17 protein-coding genes are annotated in these 18,960 nt (G+C 72.8%); 6 read left to right on the plus strand and 11 right to left on the minus strand.

All coding sequences use genetic code 11. From position 1 onward, the window contains the following. Window positions 1-71: 71 nt before the first annotated feature. The 4 genes from ACIHCX_RS10525 to ACIHCX_RS10540 all read right to left on the minus strand — a co-directional run bounded on the left by ACIHCX_RS10525 (window position 72) and on the right by ACIHCX_RS10540 (window position 6,206). Window positions 72-2,888: an NHLP bacteriocin export ABC transporter permease/ATPase subunit gene (locus tag ACIHCX_RS10525; RefSeq protein ID WP_400028512.1), complete on the minus strand. Its 2,817-nt coding sequence runs from the start codon at window positions 2,886-2,888 to the stop codon at window positions 72-74. A 1-nt stretch (window position 2,889) separates the two neighbouring features. Further along, window positions 2,890-5,112 carry an NHLP family bacteriocin export ABC transporter peptidase/permease/ATPase subunit gene (locus tag ACIHCX_RS10530; RefSeq protein ID WP_400028513.1) on the minus strand — a complete coding sequence of 741 codons (2,223 nt, stop codon included), beginning with the start codon at window positions 5,110-5,112 and terminating at the stop codon, window positions 2,890-2,892. Continuing rightward, on the minus strand, window positions 5,109-5,915 hold the full coding sequence (locus ACIHCX_RS10535; protein WP_400028514.1) for an HlyD family efflux transporter periplasmic adaptor subunit: 807 nt from the start codon (window positions 5,913-5,915) through the stop codon (window positions 5,109-5,111). Before ACIHCX_RS10535 ends, ACIHCX_RS10530 begins: the two co-directional genes overlap by 4 nt. Window positions 5,916-5,990: 75 nt before the next feature. Beyond that, window positions 5,991-6,206 carry a type A2 lantipeptide gene (locus tag ACIHCX_RS10540; protein WP_400028515.1) on the minus strand — a complete coding sequence of 72 codons (216 nt, stop codon included), beginning with the start codon at window positions 6,204-6,206 and terminating at the stop codon, window positions 5,991-5,993. Between the two features lie 615 nt (window positions 6,207-6,821). Between ACIHCX_RS10540 and ACIHCX_RS10545 the strand changes: the two genes are divergently transcribed. The 4 genes from ACIHCX_RS10545 to ACIHCX_RS10560 all read left to right on the plus strand — a co-directional run bounded on the left by ACIHCX_RS10545 (window position 6,822) and on the right by ACIHCX_RS10560 (window position 12,704). Continuing rightward, window positions 6,822-8,087, plus strand: a complete 1,266-nt coding sequence (locus ACIHCX_RS10545) for a S1 family peptidase (RefSeq protein WP_400028516.1) — start codon at window positions 6,822-6,824, stop codon at window positions 8,085-8,087. Window positions 8,088-8,316: 229 nt separating this feature from the next. Then, window positions 8,317-10,764 (plus strand): SpoIIE family protein phosphatase, encoded by a 2,448-nt coding sequence (locus ACIHCX_RS10550; RefSeq protein WP_400028517.1) that lies wholly within the window; start codon window positions 8,317-8,319, stop codon window positions 10,762-10,764. A gap of 99 nt (window positions 10,765-10,863) precedes the next feature. Continuing rightward, a complete protein-coding gene (locus tag ACIHCX_RS10555) occupies window positions 10,864-11,181 on the plus strand; it encodes a hypothetical protein (RefSeq protein ID WP_400028518.1) in 318 nt (105 codons plus the stop codon). Then, a complete protein-coding gene (locus ACIHCX_RS10560; RefSeq protein ID WP_400028519.1) occupies window positions 11,178-12,704 on the plus strand; it encodes a cytochrome bc complex cytochrome b subunit in 1,527 nt (508 codons plus the stop codon). Before ACIHCX_RS10555 ends, ACIHCX_RS10560 begins: the two co-directional genes overlap by 4 nt. Here ACIHCX_RS10560 and ACIHCX_RS10565 read toward each other — a convergent pair. Beyond that, entirely contained in the window at window positions 12,634-13,023 is a 390-nt protein-coding gene (locus ACIHCX_RS10565) for a cytochrome c oxidase subunit 4 (protein WP_400028520.1), read from the minus strand. The two genes, ACIHCX_RS10560 and ACIHCX_RS10565, sit on opposite strands and share 71 nt — an antisense overlap. Further along, on the minus strand, window positions 13,020-14,687 hold the full coding sequence (gene ctaD, locus ACIHCX_RS10570; protein ID WP_400028682.1) for a cytochrome c oxidase subunit I: 1,668 nt from the start codon (window positions 14,685-14,687) through the stop codon (window positions 13,020-13,022). Before ctaD ends, ACIHCX_RS10565 begins: the two co-directional genes overlap by 4 nt. 236 nt (window positions 14,688-14,923) lie before the next feature. Between ctaD and ACIHCX_RS10575 the strand changes: the two genes are divergently transcribed. Further along, window positions 14,924-15,115 carry a hypothetical protein gene (locus ACIHCX_RS10575; RefSeq protein ID WP_400028521.1) on the plus strand — a complete coding sequence of 64 codons (192 nt, stop codon included), beginning with the start codon at window positions 14,924-14,926 and terminating at the stop codon, window positions 15,113-15,115. A gap of 87 nt (window positions 15,116-15,202) precedes the next feature. Here ACIHCX_RS10575 and ACIHCX_RS10580 read toward each other — a convergent pair whose 3' ends face one another. The 5 genes from ACIHCX_RS10580 to ACIHCX_RS10600 all read right to left on the minus strand — a co-directional run bounded on the left by ACIHCX_RS10580 (window position 15,203) and on the right by ACIHCX_RS10600 (window position 18,044). Further along, on the minus strand, window positions 15,203-15,790 hold the full coding sequence (locus ACIHCX_RS10580) for a hydrolase (RefSeq protein WP_400028522.1): 588 nt from the start codon (window positions 15,788-15,790) through the stop codon (window positions 15,203-15,205). A gap of 49 nt (window positions 15,791-15,839) precedes the next feature. Further along, window positions 15,840-16,301, minus strand: a complete 462-nt coding sequence (locus tag ACIHCX_RS10585) for a MarR family winged helix-turn-helix transcriptional regulator (protein ID WP_400028523.1) — start codon at window positions 16,299-16,301, stop codon at window positions 15,840-15,842. 443 nt (window positions 16,302-16,744) lie between these two features. Continuing rightward, on the minus strand, window positions 16,745-17,113 hold the full coding sequence (locus tag ACIHCX_RS10590; protein WP_400028524.1) for an ASCH domain-containing protein: 369 nt from the start codon (window positions 17,111-17,113) through the stop codon (window positions 16,745-16,747). Between the two features lie 350 nt (window positions 17,114-17,463). Further along, a complete protein-coding gene (locus ACIHCX_RS10595; protein ID WP_400028525.1) occupies window positions 17,464-17,808 on the minus strand; it encodes a hypothetical protein in 345 nt (114 codons plus the stop codon). Then, entirely contained in the window at window positions 17,805-18,044 is a 240-nt protein-coding gene (locus ACIHCX_RS10600) for a hypothetical protein (RefSeq protein WP_400028526.1), read from the minus strand. The genes ACIHCX_RS10595 and ACIHCX_RS10600 overlap by 4 nt, the downstream gene beginning before the upstream one ends. Before the next feature lie 104 nt (window positions 18,045-18,148). Here ACIHCX_RS10600 and ACIHCX_RS10605 point away from each other — a divergent pair, with 104 nt between their 5' ends. Beyond that, window positions 18,149-18,901: a GntR family transcriptional regulator gene (locus ACIHCX_RS10605; protein ID WP_400028527.1), complete on the plus strand. Its 753-nt coding sequence runs from the start codon at window positions 18,149-18,151 to the stop codon at window positions 18,899-18,901. Window positions 18,902-18,960: the final 59 nt, after the last annotated feature.

An 18,960-nucleotide genomic window follows, 5' to 3' on the forward strand; every position in this document is an offset into this window, starting at 1 on the left:
CGGGTCAGGAGCAGACCGTGCGGGCCGGGACCAGACCGTCCGGGCCGGGACCGGACCGGCTTCACCGGCCCTCACGCCATCTGCCGCCGGACCAGTTCGTGCAGCCGCCCCTCCGTGTCCGCGAGCAGGTCGGTGGGCGGTCCCTGCTGGATGACCTTGCCGTCCTCCATCACCACGACCCGGTCGGCGTCCAGCACCGTCGACAGCCGGTGCGCGATGACGACACGGGTGGCGTTGAGCTTGCGGGTGCTCTCGATCACCGTGCGCTGCGTGTCGTTGTCCAGCGCGCTGGTCGCCTCGTCGAAGAAGAGGATCCGCGGCCGGCGCACCAGGGCCTGCGCGATCATCAGCCGCTGCCGCTGACCGCCGGAGACCGCGCCGCCTCCCGAGACGAGCGTGTGCAGGCCCATCGGCATCCGCTCGATTTCCCGGGCCAGCCCCGCCAGTTCGGCCGCCGCCATCGCCTCCTCGGCCGTGCACGGCTCCGTGCCGCGGATGACGTCGAGGATCGAACCGGTGAACGGCTGCGCGTGCTGGAGCACGACCCCGCACTGCCGGCGCACGGCCGACTGGTCCAGGGCCGCCAGGTCCTGGCCGTCGTACAGCACACTGCCGGACAGCGGCCGGTCGAACCCGATCAGCAGCCTCAGCAGCGTCGACTTGCCGCAGCCGCTGGGCCCGACGACCGCCACGAACTCGCCAGGCCGCACCTGGAAGGACACGTCGTCGAGGACCAGTGGCCCGTCGTCGGTGTAGCGGAACGACAGCCGCCGCGCCTCGATCGCCCCGGACAGCGGCCCGGGCCGGGTACTGGCGGTGCGCACCTCCGGCGTGGCGTCGAGCACCGGCCTGATCTCCTCCAGCAGCGGCAGCGCGGCCACCGCCGAGACGAAGGCGCCGGTCAGCTGGGTGACCGAGGTCAGCAGCATCGTCACCGAGGTGGTGAACGCCAGGAAGGCCGCCGCCGACATCGAGCCGCGCGCCGGGCCCGCCAGCAGCACGAACATCAGCAGCGTGCACACCGGCAGGTACACCGCGCCCAGCACCGTGCTGAGGTTCTTGATCCGGCCGACCTTCCGCTGCAGCTCACGGCTGCGCGCGAACTGGGACGCCCAGGCGGCGTACGCGTAGTTCTCGGCCGCCGCCACCCGCAGTTTCGGCAGCCCGCGCAGCGTCTGGAAGGCCTGGTTGTTCAGCTTGTTGGTGAGCACCACAAGACGCCGCTGCCACCGCGCCTGCCACAGCCCGAGCCCCAGGAACAGGGCACCGATCACCACGAGCATGCCGAGCGCCGCCAGCGCCATGGGGGCGCTGTACCAGAACAGCAGCCCCAGGTTCACCGCGCCCACGGTCACCGACTGGACGACCACCGGGCCGACCCCCGCAAGGAGCCGGCGGATCGCGCTGACCCCCATGGCCGCGCTCGCCAGCTCGCCGGTGGAGCGCTCGGTGAAGAACGTTGTCGGCAGCCGCAGCAGCCGGTCCCACACCGCCGACTGGAGGGTGGCCTCGATACGGCCCTCGAGACGCAGGACGGTGAGGTTCTGCAGGAGCATGAAGGCCGCCGCCACCACGCTGCTGACGATCACGGCCAGACACACCCGCACGATCGGGCCCTGCTCGGCCCTGGGCACGTACTGACCGAGCACCTTGCCGGTCGCGAGGGGCACCAGCGCCCCGAGGGCGACCGTCACCAGCCCGGCGGACAGCAGGTTCAGCAGATCACCGCCGGTACCGCGCAGGCTGAACCGCAGCAGCCCGAGCGGGCCGAGCCGGCGGTCGGGCAGCGGGCGGTAGAACATCACCGCGCGCGGCTCGAACTCCTCAGCGTTCGCCTTTTCCACCGGGCTCTCCCGCCCGGTGGCCGGGTGCACGGCGACGTATCCGCCGCGCCGCCACAGCAGCGCGACCGGCGCCCCGGACAGCGCCCGGTGGCCCACCAGCGGACCGATGTCCTCCCGCCACCAGCGGCCCTGAAGACGTACGGCCCTGGTGCGCACCCGGGAGGCCAGGGCGACCCGCTCCACCGGGTCGAGCCGGTCGCTCCCGGTACCGGCCTGCGGCGGAGCGGCCAACGTGATCCCGGCGGCCCGGGCGACCCGTTCGCAGGCCGCGTACGTGGCGTCGGCGTCGGCGGCCGTGGGCCGCGCCGCCGAGGACCGGCCGATGGACGCCAGCAGCGTCCGGTCGGCCTGGTCGCGCACCGCCTCACCGGCCCTGATGCCGGCCGCCGTCCGGGTCTCGTGGGTGCGCTCCAGCTGTTCGATCCAGCGGTCCAGGGCGGTCAGCAGCCGGTACTGCTGATCGACCATGCTCTGCCACAGGGCGGGGTCCATCAGCAGGTCGGCCGCGGCGTCGGCGCCGTACAGCGAGCCGTACTGCACGCTGCCCGGAGGGACCTGCATCCAGAACACGTCGTCGTCGGTGGGCGCCGACGTCCGCTCCTCGGCCGTCGGCGCCTGGAAGAGCACGGACAGGCCGCGACCGACGCCGAGCGCGAGGGCGTACTCCAGCGGGCTGGTCCGCGGCGGCACGTACTGGGGGTTGCCGTACGCGTCGTACGACCAGGTCTCGGTGCTCGCCGGCTGGTACAGCTCGCGCAGCCCGATACGCCGCACCACGCAGTCCCGCAGCGGACGCGCGACCAGGGTGTGCCGCGGGCCCGCGACGGGACCGAGCAGCAGCGCGCCCGCCTCCAGCCGGCCCAGGTGGTGCCAGTGGCCCTGCTGCGCCGCGTCGACCGCGAACAGGTCCACCGCTCCGGCCGCGACCAGCCACAGCACCTGCGGCCCCGCCAGGTCGAGCCGGCTGAGGCCCGAGCAGTCGATCGGTGTGCCCAGGGAGCCGAGCGCGCCGAGTACGAGGTCCGGCTCGTCCGCTGCCGTCATCTCACCGCTCCCTGACCAGCGCCGCGTACGCGCCGCCGCGCGCCACCAGTTCCCCGTGCCGGCCGCGTTCGACGACCGTGCCGTGCTGGAGCACGACGATCTCGTCGCTGTCCCGCACGGTGGACAGCCGGTGCGCGATCACCACACAGGCGCAGCCGCGCCGCCGCAGGTTGTCCATCACGACCTGCTCGGTCTCGGCGTCCAGGGCGCTGGTGACCTCGTCGAGCACGAGGATGCTGGGCCGGCGCACCAACGCGCGGGCGATCTCCAGGCGTTGGCGCTGCCCGCCGGAGAAGTTGCGGCCGTCCTGCTCGACCCTGCTGCGGATGCCGCCGGGGCGGCGGGTCACGACGTCGTAGAGGGCCGCGTCGCGCAGCGCCTCCACCACGGCGTCGTCCGGGATCGACGGGTCCCACAGGGCCACGTTGTCGCGGACGGTGCCCTCGAAGAGGAACACGTCCTGGTCGACGAAGGAGACGGAGGCCGCCAGGGCTCCGCGCGGGATGTCCTCCAGGCGCTGCCCGTCGATGCGGATCACTCCGTCCCAGGGCGTGTACAGGCCCGAGATCAGGCGGGAGACCGTCGACTTGCCGCTGCCCGAGCCGCCGACGAGCGCCACCTGCCGGCCTGGTCCGACGGTCAGGTCGAAGCCGGTCAGCAGCGGTTTGTCCAGCGGGCTGTAGCCGAAGGAGATGTTCTCCAGTTCCACGTGTCCGCGCAGCCGGCGGGTGGAGTCGGCGCCGTCGGGGCGGGCGTACCGGGGGTCGGTCCGGAAGTTCTCCACGTCCTTGAGCCGGGCCACGTCCGCCGCGAAGTCCTGGATGCGGCCAGCGACGCCGTTGAGCCGGGTCAGCGGCGCGGTGAACCGGGTCACCAGCGCCTGGAAGGCGACCAGCAGTCCGACCGAGATGTGCCCCTCGACGGCCCGCATGCCACCGATCCACAGGATCAGCGCGCTGTTGAGGGTGGCGAGCGCTGGCGCGACCACGCCCAGCCAGGCGGTCGGCACCCCGAGCCGCTGCTGCTCCTCCAACGTGGCGGCGTGCTGCCCCGCCCACGTGCGGAAGTAGCCGTCCTCGCCGCCGGTCGCCTTCATCGTCTCGATCAACTGGAGGCCGGTGTAGGCGGTGTTGGTCAGCCGGGCGTTGTCCGCGCGCAGCTTCGCCGTGCGGGTGGCGCGCAGCCGTACGACGACCCGCATCGCCACGACGTTCAGCAGGGCCACGCCGATGCCGACGACCGTCAGCTGCGGGTCGTAGGTGTAGAGCAGGAGCGCGTACAGCACCACGACCACCGCGTCGACGCCGGCCGCCGCCAGATCGCGGGCGAGGGTCTCGGCCACCTGGTCGTTGGAGGCGAGCCGCTGCACCAGGTCGGCCGGGCCGCGCTGGGCGAAGAAGGTGACCGGCAGCCGCAGCAGATGCCGCAGGAAGCGGGCGCCGGCGAGCGTGGAGGAGATGATGCGCCCGTGCAGCAGGTTGGCCTGCTGCAGCCAGGTCAGCACGACGGTGAGCAGCACGCACGCGCCCATCGACGCGAACAGCACGCCCAGCAGGGAGGTCTGGCCGCCGATCAGGTAGGTGTCGATGTAGGTCCGGCTGAGCGCGGGCAGTGCCGCGCCCACCGCGACCAGCAGCAGACTGGCCAGCACCGCCGCCGGCATCGTCCCCGCGGTGCCCCGCAGCCGGGCCGGCAGGGCGCCGAGCACTCCGGGCCTGCGGCCGCCCCGCTCGAAGTCCGGTCCCGGCTCCATCACCAGCACGACACCGGTGTAGCTGGTGTCGAAGTCCTCCATGGGCACGAAACGGCGGCCCTTGCCGGGGTCGTTGACGAACACCCCGCGCCGGCCGAGGCGGCGGCCCATGCCGTCGTAGACGACGTAGTGGTTGAACTCCCAGAACAGGACGGCCGGTGCCGTCACCCCGGCGAGGGCGGCGGTGTCCATCTGCATGCCCTTGGCCGTCAGGCCGTAACTGCGGGCCGCCTTCAGCAGGTTGCTCGCCCGCGAGCCGTCCCGGGAGACACCGCAGGCGATGCGCAGCTCCTCCAGCGGGACATGGCGGCCGTGGTGGCCGAGCACCATGGCGAGCGAGGCGGCGCCGCACTCCACGGCCTCCATCTGGAGCACGGTGGGCGTGCGGACGGTCCTGCCCCGCGCCTTGGGTACGGGCCGTCCGGTCCGGGCGGCGCGCCGGCGGCCGCGGGTCTCCTGGGTGGTGGTCACGGCAGCAGCCAATCGAGGGGACGCTGGTCGGCCAGCCGGATCGAGGCGGTGGCCGGGGTCATGGAGTCGGGCCGGTACGGCGGACCGCCGGCGGACGACCAGGTGAGGCCGCTCTTCGTCGCGGAGGAGGTGTCGAGCCGTACGAGGACGGCCACGGGCCTTCCGTCGCGGGTGAACTGCTGGCCCAGCTGGGCGTCCCCGAGGTAGGCGGCGATCCGCTGGGCCGACTGGGCCGACCGGTCCACCGCCTGCACATGGCCGCGCAGCACGCCGTAGCGCTGGGCGGGCACCGAGGAGACGGTCAGGTCGACCGGGGCGCCGGAAGGAACGGCGGCGGCGTTCTCGGCGGGCACGTACACGGTCGCGTAGAGCGGGTCGGAGGCGTGGGCGACCTTCTCCACGGCGGCGACGTTCGCACCGGTGGAGACGATCTGGCCGAGGGTGGCGGCGAGCGCGGTGATCCGGCCGGCGGCCACCGTGCGCACGACCTCCTCGCCCTGCTCGGTCCGCACCTTCAGCACGGGCGAGTGCGCCGGCAGTCGCTCGCCCTCCGTGGCGAGGACCGCGGTGACCTGTCCGGCGACCGGGCTCTGCAGGACGTAACTGCCCTGCCCGTACGTGAGGATGGCGGGCGCGCCGACGGTGGAGGCCACCGATCCCGTCACGGCCCACAGGGACGCGGCCGCCATGGCGAGGAGGGTGACGGACAGGACGAGCCATCCCTGGGGGCGGGCGAGCCGCATCGGGAGGTCGAGTTCTTCCGGTGACCGGAGCTTGTCGAGGGCCTGTTGTCGGAACTGCACGTGAGAGCTTCCTGCGGCAACCGCGGGCCCCGGAACCGGCGTGCGGTTCCGGGACCCGGCGGCGACGAGGTGCGGTCAGAGACCGGCGACCAGGCCGGCGACCGGCGCGGCGCTCAGACCGGTGGCGCCCTCGACCGTGCCGACGGCGGTGTTCACCACGCCGGACACCGGGGCAACGCTGTCCACCAGGCCGGTGGCGGTGCCCAGAGCGTTCACGGACAGACCGCCGGAGACGTTGTCGAGCTCGGCGTCCGAGATCTCGGCGGTCTCAACCTGGGGGGTGGAGTTCATGATGGAACGTCCCTTCATGTGGATGTCTTACAAGGGGGAGCGGCCAACTCTGGGGACAGACGGCCGCGAGAGCGGGTACCGGGCCCGGTCTCCCGAGCGCCCGGCCGGGGTCCCGCGCTGCGATGGATGTAAGCACGGCGCGGCCCGCCGCTTCCACCCAACCAGGCATCCCACCAGGGGAGTTGTCGGTAGCGCCGGACAACCGTGCAGGCCCGGCAACGGCATGGCGGCGACTTCTTCACACACCGCACCGCATCGGTGCAAGGCCTCCCTTGCCCACGCGCCGGTGCATCCGGCGCCGGACGCCGAACGCCTCGTGAGGGGCGCGCGGTTGTGCGGATCCTCCGACCGCGGTGACCTCACTGGGCATTCGATGTGCAGATTCGCTGAAGTCCGGATTCCGCTTCCCGTTCGCGACCGACCGTCGCCGCGCGATCACGAGGTGTGTCAACGGATCCTGCCGGGCCGGTGAGTTGACGGATTCCACATGACCCGAGGGCAGTTGGCGAACGGGATTGAACGCGGCGCCCGCCTCCTGCGTACCAACAGCCGTCCAGGCGTCCCCCAACCGCCACGGACGGCGGCACGGGCCCCGTCCCCAGGAGGTCGAGAAGTTTGAGTCACAAGCGAATTCCGAAGCGCAGGGCCGCGATAGCGGCGGGCGGCGCGGTGGCGCTCGGCGCGGCGGCGATGCTGCTTCCGAACGCCAACGCCTCCCAGGACGGCGCGGCGGACGACGCCACTCCCAGGACCCTCGCGGCCGCGGACGCCTCCGGCCTTTCCGTACGGCTCGCCACGACGCTCGGCGACTCCTTCGCCGGCTCCTACTACGACAGTGCCGAACGGCGGCTCGTCGTCAACGTGGTGGGCGGCGACGCCGACGCCGTCCTCCGGGCGAGGAAGGCGGGCGCGGCCGTCCGCAAGGTCGGCAACAGCACCGCCGCCCTGCAGTCCGCGGCGCGGACCCTGAAGGCCGACGCCTCCATCCCCGGCACCTCCTGGGCCGTCGACCCGCGCACCAACAAGGTCGTCGTCACCGCCGACAGCACGGTCACCGGCGCCGACTGGGACAGGCTCCAGTCCACCGTCCGCGTCCTCGGCTCCGGCATGGCGACGCTGAAGAAGTCCGCCGGCACCTTCCAGACCTTCGCCGCCGGCGGCGACGCCCTCTTCGCCCGCACGCAGGGCGGCACCGTCCGCTGCTCCCTCGGCTTCAACGTCACCGCGGGCGACGGCAGCCCCGCCTTCCTGACCGCCGGGCACTGCGGCGTCGCGGCCGGGCAGTGGTCCGACTCCCAGAACGGCGCGCCGGTGGCCACGGTGGACCAGGCCACCTTCCCCGGCAGCGACCTCGCCCTGGTCACGTACGACGATCCGAACACGCGGGCGCCGGGCACGGTCGACGTCGGCAACGGGCAGAGCGTCGAGATCACCGGGGCGGCCGAGGCCACCGTCGGCGCGACGGTGTTCCGCATGGGCAGCACCACCGGACTGCACAACGGCACGGTCACCGGCCTCGACGCCACCGTCAACTTCCAGAGCGAGACCGGCGGTGTCGACACCGTCACCGGCCTCATCCAGACCGACGTCTGCGCCGAGCCCGGCGACAGCGGCGGCCCCCTGTTCACCCAGGACGGCGGCGCGGTCGGCCTCACCTCGGGCGGCAGCGGCGACTGCACCCGGGGCGGCGAGACCTTCTTCCAGCCGGTCACCACCGCCCTTGGGGCGACGGGCGCGACGCTCGGCGCGAGCGACGGCGGCGGTGCCGCGGCCGACGCGGGTGCCGCCGACGGTCAGCGGTCCGGCGGCGACGACCAGTCCGGCGCCGGCACCCACAACCCCGGCGCGTCGTACGGCGCCGGGCGCACCCGGACCCACTGAACGGCCACTGAACGGCCCGCCGAGCGGCTATCCCCTGAGCCGCTCGCCCGGGTCGCTGACCGGCTCCCCCCACGCCACCGACCGGCCTGCCGGCCGGCGGCACCGGCCGGTCAGCGGATCGGTCCGGCCCTCCCCGTGAAGGGCCGGACCGATCGTCCCCCCCAGAACTTCCGGAACAGAACTCCCGGAACTGTCCCAGGGGCTGCGTAACCGGCCGATACGCGCTGTAATGACCAACGTGGTCAGTGAGGGCGCTACAGCACGAAGAACGGGAACCCCGCGCGCCGAACTCGCTCTCAGGACGCTCACCTCCGCACCGGCCTCCCCCGACCGGCTGCGTCGCGTGCTGGAGCAGGCCCTGGTCTTCACCGGGGCCGCGTTCGCCGGCGTCTACGTCCGCGCCGCCACGGGCGAGGCCCTGTGCCTGTCCGAGTCGGCCGGCGTGCCCCGGACCCTGTACGGGCTGCGGGACAGCTACCGCCTGGCCGGCCGCTCCCCGGTGGCCGACGCCTGCCGCACCGGGCAGGCCGTGTGGCCGGAACCCGAGGAACTCGCCGGCTCCGCCGACTTCCGGCGGATGCCGGCCCAGGACTCCTTCTTCCTGGCCGCGCTGCCCCTGCGCGGGCCGGACGGCGGCGCGCTGCTCGCCGTCACCGGCAGGCCGGGCGGCTTCGGCGGCGAGGACCGCGCCACCCTCGCACTGATCGCCGAGGCCGTCGCGTGCCCCGCCGCCGCGGAGGCCGCCCAGGACGGGGAACTGCCGCCGGACGCCTTCAGCCTCGCCATGGACAGCGGGAGAGTGGACGTCGGCGAGCACATCCTGGACCTGTTCGGCATCGTCCGGTCCGGCTTCGACGGCAAGGTGGAGACGCTGCTCGCACGGACCGAGCCGGAGGACCTGCCGTCCCTGATGTCCGTGGTCGAGGCCGACCACATGTCCATCGGCGAGCGTGAACTGGAGTTCCGCGCCCTGCGACCGGGCGGCCCGCCCAGGTGGCTGCGGCTGCGCGGACGGCTGCTGCCCGGCGGCGAGGGCCACCCGGCCCGCCTGGTCGGCACCGTCGCCGACGCCTCCACGCTGCGCCCCGGCGTCACCGACGTCGCCCGCGTCCAGCGGCTCGCCGCCGCCCTGGCGACCGCCGGCACCGTCCGGGACGTCGGCCGGGCGGTGGTGGCCGCGCTGCGCGCACCCCTGGGGGCCGACCGGATCGCCCTGGCCGAGCTGGAGAACGACCGGTTGGTCGTCACCGTCCTCGACCCGCCCGCACCGGAGGCCTGGCCCGAGCTGTGGCGCCTCCAGTGGCGCACCGAGTGGCCGGACGCGCCGGTGCGGACCATGCCCACCCTGGCCGCCGCCCTGCGCGAGGGCCGCCCCCAGATCTGGCCCGCCGGGACCGCCCTCGAACCGGCCCTCGCCGATGTCGGCCCGGGCGGCCTCGCGGTGCTGCCGCTGCCCGCGGCGGGCCGCATGGCGGGCGCCTGCCTGATCGGCTGGGACCGCCCGCACGACTTCGGCCCCGACGAGCGCGCCCTGCTCACCGCCTCGGCCGGCCTGGCCGGGCAGGCCCTGCTGCGCGCCCGCGCCTTCGACGCCGAGCACGAACTCGTCGGCATGCTCCAGCGCACCCTGCTGCCCCGCCGCCTGCCGGACCTGCCCGGTGCCGAGGCCGTGGCCCGCTATCTGCCGGCCACGGCCGGACTGGAGGTCGGCGGCGACTGGTACGACGTAATCCCGCTGCCCGACCACCACGTGGCCCTCGTCATCGGCGACGTGCAGGGCCACAACGCGGGCGCCGCCACCCTGATGGGCCAGATGCGCACCGCCCTGCGCGCCTACGCCGCCGAGGGCCACCCGCCGGACGTGGTCGTCTCGCACGCCAACCGCCTCCTGCTGGAGATGGAGACCGACCTGTTCGCCACCTGCGCCTACGTCGAGGTCGACATGGAGCAGGGCTCCGCCTGGTGCGTACGCGCCGGGCACCCTCCGCCCGTGCTGCGCCACCCCGACGGCCGTACCGAGATCGCGGAGGGCGAGGGCGGGCCCCCGCTCGGCGTACTGGCGCAGGCCGACTTCCCGATGACGCCGCTGCGCCTGCAACCCGGCACGGTGCTCGCCCTGACGACCGACGGCCTGGTCGAGTCCGCGGACGCCGACATCGACGAGGGCCTGGCGCGGCTCGCCCACGGCCTGGCCGCCGCCGACCCCTCCCGTCTCGGCCCGGTCGCCGACCTCCTGCTGACCGGCGCCGGCCGCGACGACGACATCGCGCTGCTGCTGATGCGCTACGACGGCATGGCCGTACGCCCGCTCAGGGAGAGCTGGTCGGTGTGGCGGGTGCCCGAAGCCGTCCGGCACGCCCGCCGCTTCACCCGGCGCACCCTGCGCTCCTGGGGTGTCACGGAGGACACCGACGCCGTGCTGCTCGTCGTGTCCGAACTGGTCACCAACGCCCTCGTGCACACCGACGGCCAGGTCCGCCTGGACCTCACCCTCGTCGACCGGCGGCTGCGCGTGGCCGTCGCCGACGCCTCTCCCCGCACCCCGGTCAAGCCGACCAGCATCGGCTGGCAGGCCACCGGCGGCCGCGGCATCCTCCTCGTCGAGGCCGTGTCGGCGGCCTGGGGCGCCGTGCCGGCCGGCGGCGGCAAGCAGGTGTGGAGCGAACTGGTGCTGTGAGACCGCCCGCGGGCCCCCGACCCGCCACACGGGTGCGCCGCGTCCCCGCCCGGCAGGTCGGGCCCGCCGCGCGTGCCGGTCGTGCTTAGGGTCCGGGCTGTGTCACACACCTTCGAAGAGCTCGTGGCCAAGCAGCGGGCGGCCGACGAGGCACACGCCCGGGTCGAGCAGCTGCGGCTGAACTACGGACCGCCCGCGCAGGCACAGTGGACCGGAACGCAGAGCGAGACGTACGAGACGGCGTGGCGGGCCTGGCGCGACCTGGCCCGTGATCTCCAGGCCGCCCTGGGCGAGTACGCGAGCGACGAGGGCAAGCCGCGCACCGAGATCGAGGCCGACGTGGAGAGGGCCGCGCGATCGGTCCCGGAGCCGGGCGAGGGCGGCCGGGACGAGGGCGGCGGAGCGGGGCGGACATGAGCCCGGCACGGCGCGGGCGCACCGCGCGCGGCGCCGGGGCCGGTGAGCGGCTCACCGGCTACCTGGACGCCCGGCTTCCGGTGTCCGAGGGCGGCGGCCTGATGCGCAAGGCGTTCCCCGAGCACTGGTCGTTCCTGCTCGGCGAACTCGCCCTGTACAGCCTGCTCGTGCTGGTCCTGACCGGTGTGTGGCTGACCCTGTTCTTCCAGCCGGGGATGAGCGAGGTCGCCTACACGGGCTCGTACGCGCCGCTGCGCGGGGTGCTCATGTCGGAGGCGTTCGACTCCACCCTGCGCATCAGCTTCGACATCCGCGGCGGGCTGCTGCTGCGCCAGGCCCACCACTGGGCGGCGCTCGTCTTCGTCGCCGCGATCGGCGCGCACCTGCTGCGGATCTTCTTCACCGGCGCCTTCCGCAGGCCCAGGGAGATCAACTGGGTCATCGGGGTGACGCTGTTCGCCCTCGCCGTCGCCGAGGGCTTCGCGGGCTACTCCCTGCCCGACGACCTGCTCTCCGGCACCGGGCTGCGCATCGCCCAGGCGATCATGCTGTCCCTGCCGGTGATCGGCACCTACGCCAGCTTCTTCGTGTTCGGCGGCCAGTTCCCCGGGCAGGTGATCATCCCCCGGCTGTACAGCCTGCACATCCTGCTGCTGCCCGGTGCCCTGATCGCGCTGGTCGTCGTGCACCTGATCCTCGTCTTCTACCTCAAGCACACCCACTGGCGAGGCCCGGGCCGCGGCAACCGCAACGTACGGGGCAAACCGCTCTACCCCCAGTTCACGGCCTCCTCGCTGGGCCTTCAGTTCACCGTCTTCGGCGTGCTGGTCCTGCTCGCCGGGATCGCCCAGATCAACCCGGTGTGGACGTACGGCCCCTACCGGCCGGACCAGGCGTCCACGGGCTCCCAGCCGGACTGGTACGTCGGGTTCCTGGAGGGCTCGCTGCGGCTGATGCCGGCCTGGGAGACGAACGTGGCCGGGCACACGATCATGTGGAACGCCCTCCTGCCGGCGGTCGTCCTGCCGGCACTGCTGTTCGCCTTCCTGTACGCGTACCCGTTCGCCGAGCAGCGGCTGACGGGGGAGTGGCGCGAGGAACACCACCTGTGCGACCGGCCGCGGGAGCGTCCCGTGCGCACCGGCCTCGGCGTCGCCGGGATCGTCTTCTACGGCGTGCTGCTGCTGGAGGGCGGCAACGACGTCATCGCCGCCACCTTCCGGGTCTCCGTGAACACGATCACCTGGGTGCTGCGGATCGCGTTCGTGCTGGCCCCCGTCGTCGCCTTCCTGGTCACCCGGGCCCTGTGCCACGCCCTGCTGGCCAAGGAGCGGGAGACCCTCGCGGAGGGCGAGGAGACCGGCGAGGTGCGCCAGTCCGTCACCGGGGGCTACGAGAGCGGCCACCGCCCCGTCGAGTCCCGCCGCCCCGGGGCCCCGGCCGGGCCGGTCGTCACTCGCCCCGGTGCACGTACTGGAAAGCCATCCCCGCAACCCCCCGCGCGAGCACCCCGAGACCGATGAGGAACAGCCACAGCCCGTAGACCACGCCCAGCGCGCTGACCGAGAAGCCCAGCGCGGTGACGATCGGCCAGGTGCTCTCGGGCGGGAAGAACTCCAGCGGCCCGGTCGCGTCGGCGACCTCGGCCTCACGGCGGTCCTGCGGGCGCACCCCCTTGCGCCGGTACTGGATCAGGCAGAAGAAGGAGACCAGCGCCGCCATCCCGCACGCGATGACCAGCGCCGCGGTGCCGGCCGGCTCGCCCGACCAGACGCCGTACAGGGCGGCGCTGCCACCGAAGAAGAGCGCGACGCCGCCGAAGAGCAGGGACTCCACCTTCATCGGTGTCCCTCCAGTTCCGCCCGCTGCACGATGTCGGGGTGGTGCAGGTCGAAGGCGGGGGCCTCCGAGCGGATCCGGGGCAGCGCGTCGAAGTTGTGCCGCGGCGGCGGGCAGGAGGTCGCCCACTCCAGGGCGCGCCCGTACCCCCAGGGGTCGTTCACGGTGACCTTCCGTCCGTACCGCGAGGTGTGCCAGACGTTGTAGAGGAAGGGCAGGGTGGACGCGCCGAGCAGGAACGCCCCCGCCGAGGAGAGGGTGTTCAGGAGGGTGAAGCCGTCGGCGGGCAGGTAGTCGGCGTACCGGCGGGGCATCCCCTCCGCGCCGAGCCAGTGCTGTACCAGGAAGGTCAGCTGGAAGCCGGGGAACAGCAGCCAGAAATGGATGGTGCCGAGGCGTTCGTCCAGCATCTTCCCGGTCAGTTTGGGCCACCAGAAGTAGAAGCCGGCGAACATCGCGAACACCACGGTGCCGAACAGCACGTAGTGCAGGTGCGCCACGATGAAGTACGAGTCGGTCACGTGGAAGTCCAGCGGCGGCGAGGCGATCAGCACCCCGCTGAGCCCGCCCAGCAGGAACGACACCAGGAAGCCGAACGACCACAGCATCGGCGTCTCGAACGACAGCGAGCCGCCCCGCATCGTCCCGATCCAGGCGAAGAACTTGATCCCGGTGGGCACCGCGATCAGGAACGACATGATCGAGAAGAACGGCAGCAGCACCGCGCCGGTGGCGAACATGTGGTGCGCCCACACCACCGCGGACAGCATGGTGATCGCGATGGTCGCCCCGATCATCGGCAGGTACCCGAACTGCGGCTTGCGGGAGAAGACCGGGATGATCTCACTGACGATCCCGAAGAACGGCAGCGCGACGATGTAGACCTCCGGGTGGCCGAAGAACCAGAACAGGTGCTGCCACAGCAGCGCCCCGCCGTTGGTCGCGTCGAAGACGTGCGCCCCGAACTTCCGGTCCGCCTCCAGGGCGAGCAGCGCGGCGGTCAGCACCGGGAAGGCGGGCAGCACCAGGACCGAGGTGAACAGCACGTTCCAGGTGAAGATCGGCATCCGGAACATCGTCATCCCCGGTGCGCGCAGGGTGATGATCGTGGTGATGAAGTTGACCGCGCCGAGCGTCGTCGACACACCCGTCACCACCAGCCCCATCACCCACAGGTCGCCGCCCGCGCCGGGGGAGTAGTACGCGCTGTTGAGCGGCGCGTAGGCGAACCAGCCGAAGGCCGCCGAGCCGCCGGGCACGAGGAACCCCGACACGACCATGAGCCCGCCGAAGAGGTACATCCAGTACGACAGGGCGTTCAGGCGGGGGAAGGCCACGTCGGGGGCGCCGATCTGCAGCGGCATCACCGCGTTGGTGAAGCCCGCGAACATGGGCGTGGCGAAGAGCAGCATCATGATCGTGCCGTGGATCGTGAAGAGCTCGTTGTAGGTCTGCTCGTTCATGAACTGGAGGCCCGGCCGCGCGAGCTCGGCGCGCATCCCCATCGCCAGCAGACCGGCCAGCAGGAAGAAGCAGAACGCGGTGACCATGTAGAGCCTGCCGATCACCTTGTGATCGGTCGTCGAGGCCCACTCCAGCAGTTTCCGGCCGAACGGGCGCGCGCGGGCGGCGGGCCGCTCGGTGGCGGATGCGGATGCTTCGGACATGTCGGTCATCGGCGGCGAGGCTACCGTCCTGCCCCGCGACCGGGCCTGCGCCACGCCCTCTTCCGCCCGGCGTGCGTCGGTCCGCGTGCGTCGGGGGCTTCGGCGGCAGGTGAACTGGGGGGCGGGTGCCGGTCGGGGTTTGCCGGGGCCGTCTCCGGGGGACCCGGCCGCCTGGAGTGCGATGTCCCGGAGGGAACCGCTCCACAGCACCCGACGCGGAAGGAAGATGAGGCGTCGTGACCGCGCGCACCAGTGGGAAACACCTTGTCCGGCACCCCGAGACGGGGTGGGCGCAGGCCCGCCGTAGGCGGGAGGAGGGCGTGCGCACCTGTATTCCCGCGCGCGAGGACCGCGGCGGCCCCCGGAAGGACCGCACGGGGGCCGAGCCGAACAGCGTCGAGTCGAACATCGTGCGGGGTGAGGACTGAGCCCCGGGCCCGGGGCGGGTGCCGGGGCGCCGGGGCCCGGGGAGGCCGTCGGAGAGGGGCGCGGCGCGGGGCGCGCCCTCCGCCGCGTCAGCCGTGCGTCTTGGCCAGCAGTTCGAGGACCTCGGCGGTGGTGCCGGTCTCGCCCAGGCGCGGGAAGATCCGCTCCACGCTGCCCCGGTGGGCCTCGGCGTCCATGTCGCTCATGGCGTCGGTGGCCAGGGTGACGTGGTAGCCGTGCTCGTGGGCGGCGCGGGCGGTGGACTCCACGCCGATGCTGGTGGCGACGCCGGCCAGCACGATCTGCGTCACACCGCGGCGGCGCAGCTGCACGTCGAGGTCGGTGCCGTGGAAGGCGCCCCAGTTGTGCTTGGTGACGGTGATGTCGCCGAGGTGTCCCGCCAGTTCGGGAACGATCACGTCCCAGCCCTCGGGACGCGCGCCGCCGCCCGGCCGTACCGCCTCGGTGCGGCCGGGCGGGACGTCGGCGAAGTCGTCGGCGAAGGAGACCCGGACCAGCACGACGGGCAGGTCCTTGGCGCGGAACGCGTCGGCGAGCGCGACCGCGCGGGAGACCACCTCGGTGCCGGAGTGCGGGACGGTCGGCGCGGCGACGATGCCGGCCTGGAGGTCGATCACGACGAGCGCGGTGCGCGGGTCGAGTGCGGTGAGTGCCATGGGGGGCAGGCCTTTCGGGGGTGCGCTGTTCGGGGTGGTGGGGTGCTTGTCAGGGCTGGATCAGCCGCTCCAGCAGGGCGAGCGCCTCGAGGAGCCTTTCCCGCTCGGCCTCGGTGTAACGGTCCTGCAGGGCCCGGGTCAGCCACTCCTCGCGGGTCTGCCGGTCGCCCGCGATGCGCTCACGGCCCCCCTCGGTCAGGGTGACGAGCTGGCGCCGCCCGTCCTCGGGGTCGGGGCTGCGCAGGATGAGCCCGTGCCGCTCCAGGGCGGCGAGCGTGGCGGCCATGGACTGCGGGCGGACCCCCTCGGCGGCGGCCAGGGCGCTGGCCGTGGCGGCGCCGTGCTTGCCGACCAGGGTGAGCGCCGACACCTGGGGCGGGGTCAGGTCCTCGTCCCGCGCGACCTCGCGGATCCGGCGCCGCAGCCGGCTGAACACCACGCGCAGGTCGCGGGCCGCCCGCGCGGCGGAGACGGAGATGCCCGGCGGTACCTCGCCGGCCTGGTGATCCATGACAGCACCGTAGAACCGCTCGAACCGAACTGTCCAGTCTGGACTGAACAGTCTTGACTGAAGATTTGTACCGCGCCGGATGTGTGCCGTGCCTCCGTGACCAGGTACCCCGCAGTACGCTCACCCCGTGCGTCTGCTGCTGATGTCTGACACTCACTCATAGACCCCCATCGCGCCCTGCAAACGCGCGAGTGCCCCGGTCCTGTCTTTGCGGAGACGAGAGGACCGGGGCACTGTTGTCGCGCGCCCAGTGGGGGCGGGCGGCGACTGCTGTGACGCTACGAACCGAGCGAATCACGCGTGCACTAAATGCATCAAGAGCATATGCCGAGAGTCACTCGAACGCATGAACGATGGATGGGAAGATCGCCCGGCGGGTACAGGGCGACCCCGGTCGGTGAGGCTGACACCGGCCGGGGTCGCGTCGTTCGCGGAGTGGAGCGCTACGCGCCGAGCAGCTCGATCTCGATCGCGAGGGCGCCGAGCCGCTCTTTCTCGGGCGGGTAGATCGAGCGAATGTTCGCGAGCTGCTGCTCGCGGGTGCTGGTCGGGTTCACGTTCGCCGGTCCCTCGCTGTCGAGCAGCGCCTCGAAGTCGTCGTACTGCACGACCCGCAGCACGCGGACGTCGCATGTCTCGTCGGTGCCCTTGATCCGGAACCGGATGGTGTCGCCCGCAGCCATGTCGGCGAGGTGCGGGTACCGCACCCGTACCTCGATCCGCTTGCGGCCGGCGGCGGCGAGATCGAAGTACCTGCGGAAGAGGTTGAGCTCGTGCCTGCGGGCCCTGCGGGCGATGGCGCTGTCGGTCATGGTGCGGTGACACTCCTCGTCTGGCCCCCTCCGATACGTGCGGGGCGCACGGCGGGACGTCGGGGGAGCGTCGACCGCCGTGCGCCCCTGTCTATGGGTGAGCCGGTAGCGGGTGGCCACCCCCGACGGGGGGCGGGGGCGGCCACCCTTCCCGCTGCCAGCGCGGCCGGCGCTTGCACGCGCTGGAAACGGGAGTCAGTAGCGCCGGCCGGCCGGCGTCGTCTGCCTCGGAACCGCCGGGCGGCATGGGTTCGGGCATACGTACACAGTGGCGCCGGCCAATGAGGCGCCGGGGATCTGGTATGTCTTGGGCTTGCCCTTGATGGGCTTGTCGCAGTGTGCGCAGAACATCAGCGGTGCCCCCTGATGGCGAGGCGACGCAGGGCGCTGCCGATCTCGCAGCCCGCAGCGTCCGTGCGGCATCCGTCGGCGCACAGCGAAGTGTGAGTGAACATGGCGACGTACGCCCGTTCGCCGGTACAGCGGCGGCACCCTCGCGGGAACCACTGCGACGCCGGGTCCTCGTGCCGCCGACGGCGCGGCCCGAGGTCGATTGCTGTCTCGGGGGTCAGGGCTACGCCGTCCCACACGCACGTGATGCCGCGCACCTGCTGCTCGGTGAGGTCGGCGGGATTGGGGAGCGGGATGAGCGCCGTCGCTTTCCTGGTCGGATCCTGCGCGCCGGTCGTGGTCATCGCTGCCCCTCGTTGACGTTGGCCCAAATCTCGGGGGTGCCGCTCGTGTCCGTACTGCCCCACCGGTCGGCGGTGCTGAGTGCCGCGATGACGCGCTGCCAGACGACTAGGTTGCCGCCGGCGGGGGCGGGTGCCCGTAGTTGCGTCGCGCGTTCGTTGGTCGTCAGACGCACGGGTTCGCCGAGGGCGTTTTCGAGTGCGGCACGTAACTCGACGGCACGCGGGCTAACCGGCACGGCGGCATCCCCCCACTCTCGTGCGAGACTTTGGCTCTCGCATGAGAGTAGACCCGGGCTGGCTAGTCTGTCACGCAAGTCACACGATCGGGAGGCGGACAGTAGTGAGCGAGACGCCGCTGTATCTGCGGGTCGCCGAGGAACTGCGCGGCCGCATCGAGTCTGGTGAGCTGCAGCCCGGAACTCGTCTCCCGTCGGTCGCTGAAATCTCCGCTCAGTACGGCGGCAGCAACAGCATTGCGAGCAGCGCGTACCGGCTGCTCGTCGACGAGGGGCTCGTCATCTCCCGTCACGGCGCCGGGCATTACGTGCGCGGCCGCGACGCCGCCGAGGTGCTCGTGCGGCAGCATCGCGAGGGGAGCGACGACAGCCCGTTCGCGCGCGGCGCGGCCGAGCAAGGGGTGTCGGGTACGTGGCGGCACGAGTCGACGACCGAGCAAGCGAGCGACGTCGTCGCCGAGCGTCTCGGCCTGCAGCCCGGCGCCCCGGTGATGCACACCTCGTACGTCTACCTCGCCGACGAGGTACCGGTGCAGCTCGCCGAATCGTGGGAACCGCTCGAGCTCACCGGGCAGTCACTCGTCGCGCTGCCCGAGGTCGGCCCGCACGCGGGCGTCGGCGTCGCCGCGCGTATGCGGGTCCTCGGCATCGAGGTCGGCGAGCCCGTCGAGCGGGTGCGCGCCCGTATGGCCACGCGCGCCGAGGCGCAGGCGCTCGGCATGAATCCGCTCGGCCCGGTGCTCGACGTCGAACGCACGTATTACGACCAGGGGTCGGGGCGTCCGGTCGAGACCGCCGACGTCGTCATGCGGGGCGACCGATGGGTCGCGATGTACGGGCAGCCGCCGGCGGTGTAGCGCGCCCGAACGCACGAAAGCGCCCCTGCCCGGCCGTTAGGCCAGACAGGGGCGCAAGT

Source organism: Streptomyces sp. NPDC052043 (genome assembly GCF_044548235.1).
Lineage (GTDB): Bacteria > Actinomycetota > Actinomycetes > Streptomycetales > Streptomycetaceae > Streptomyces.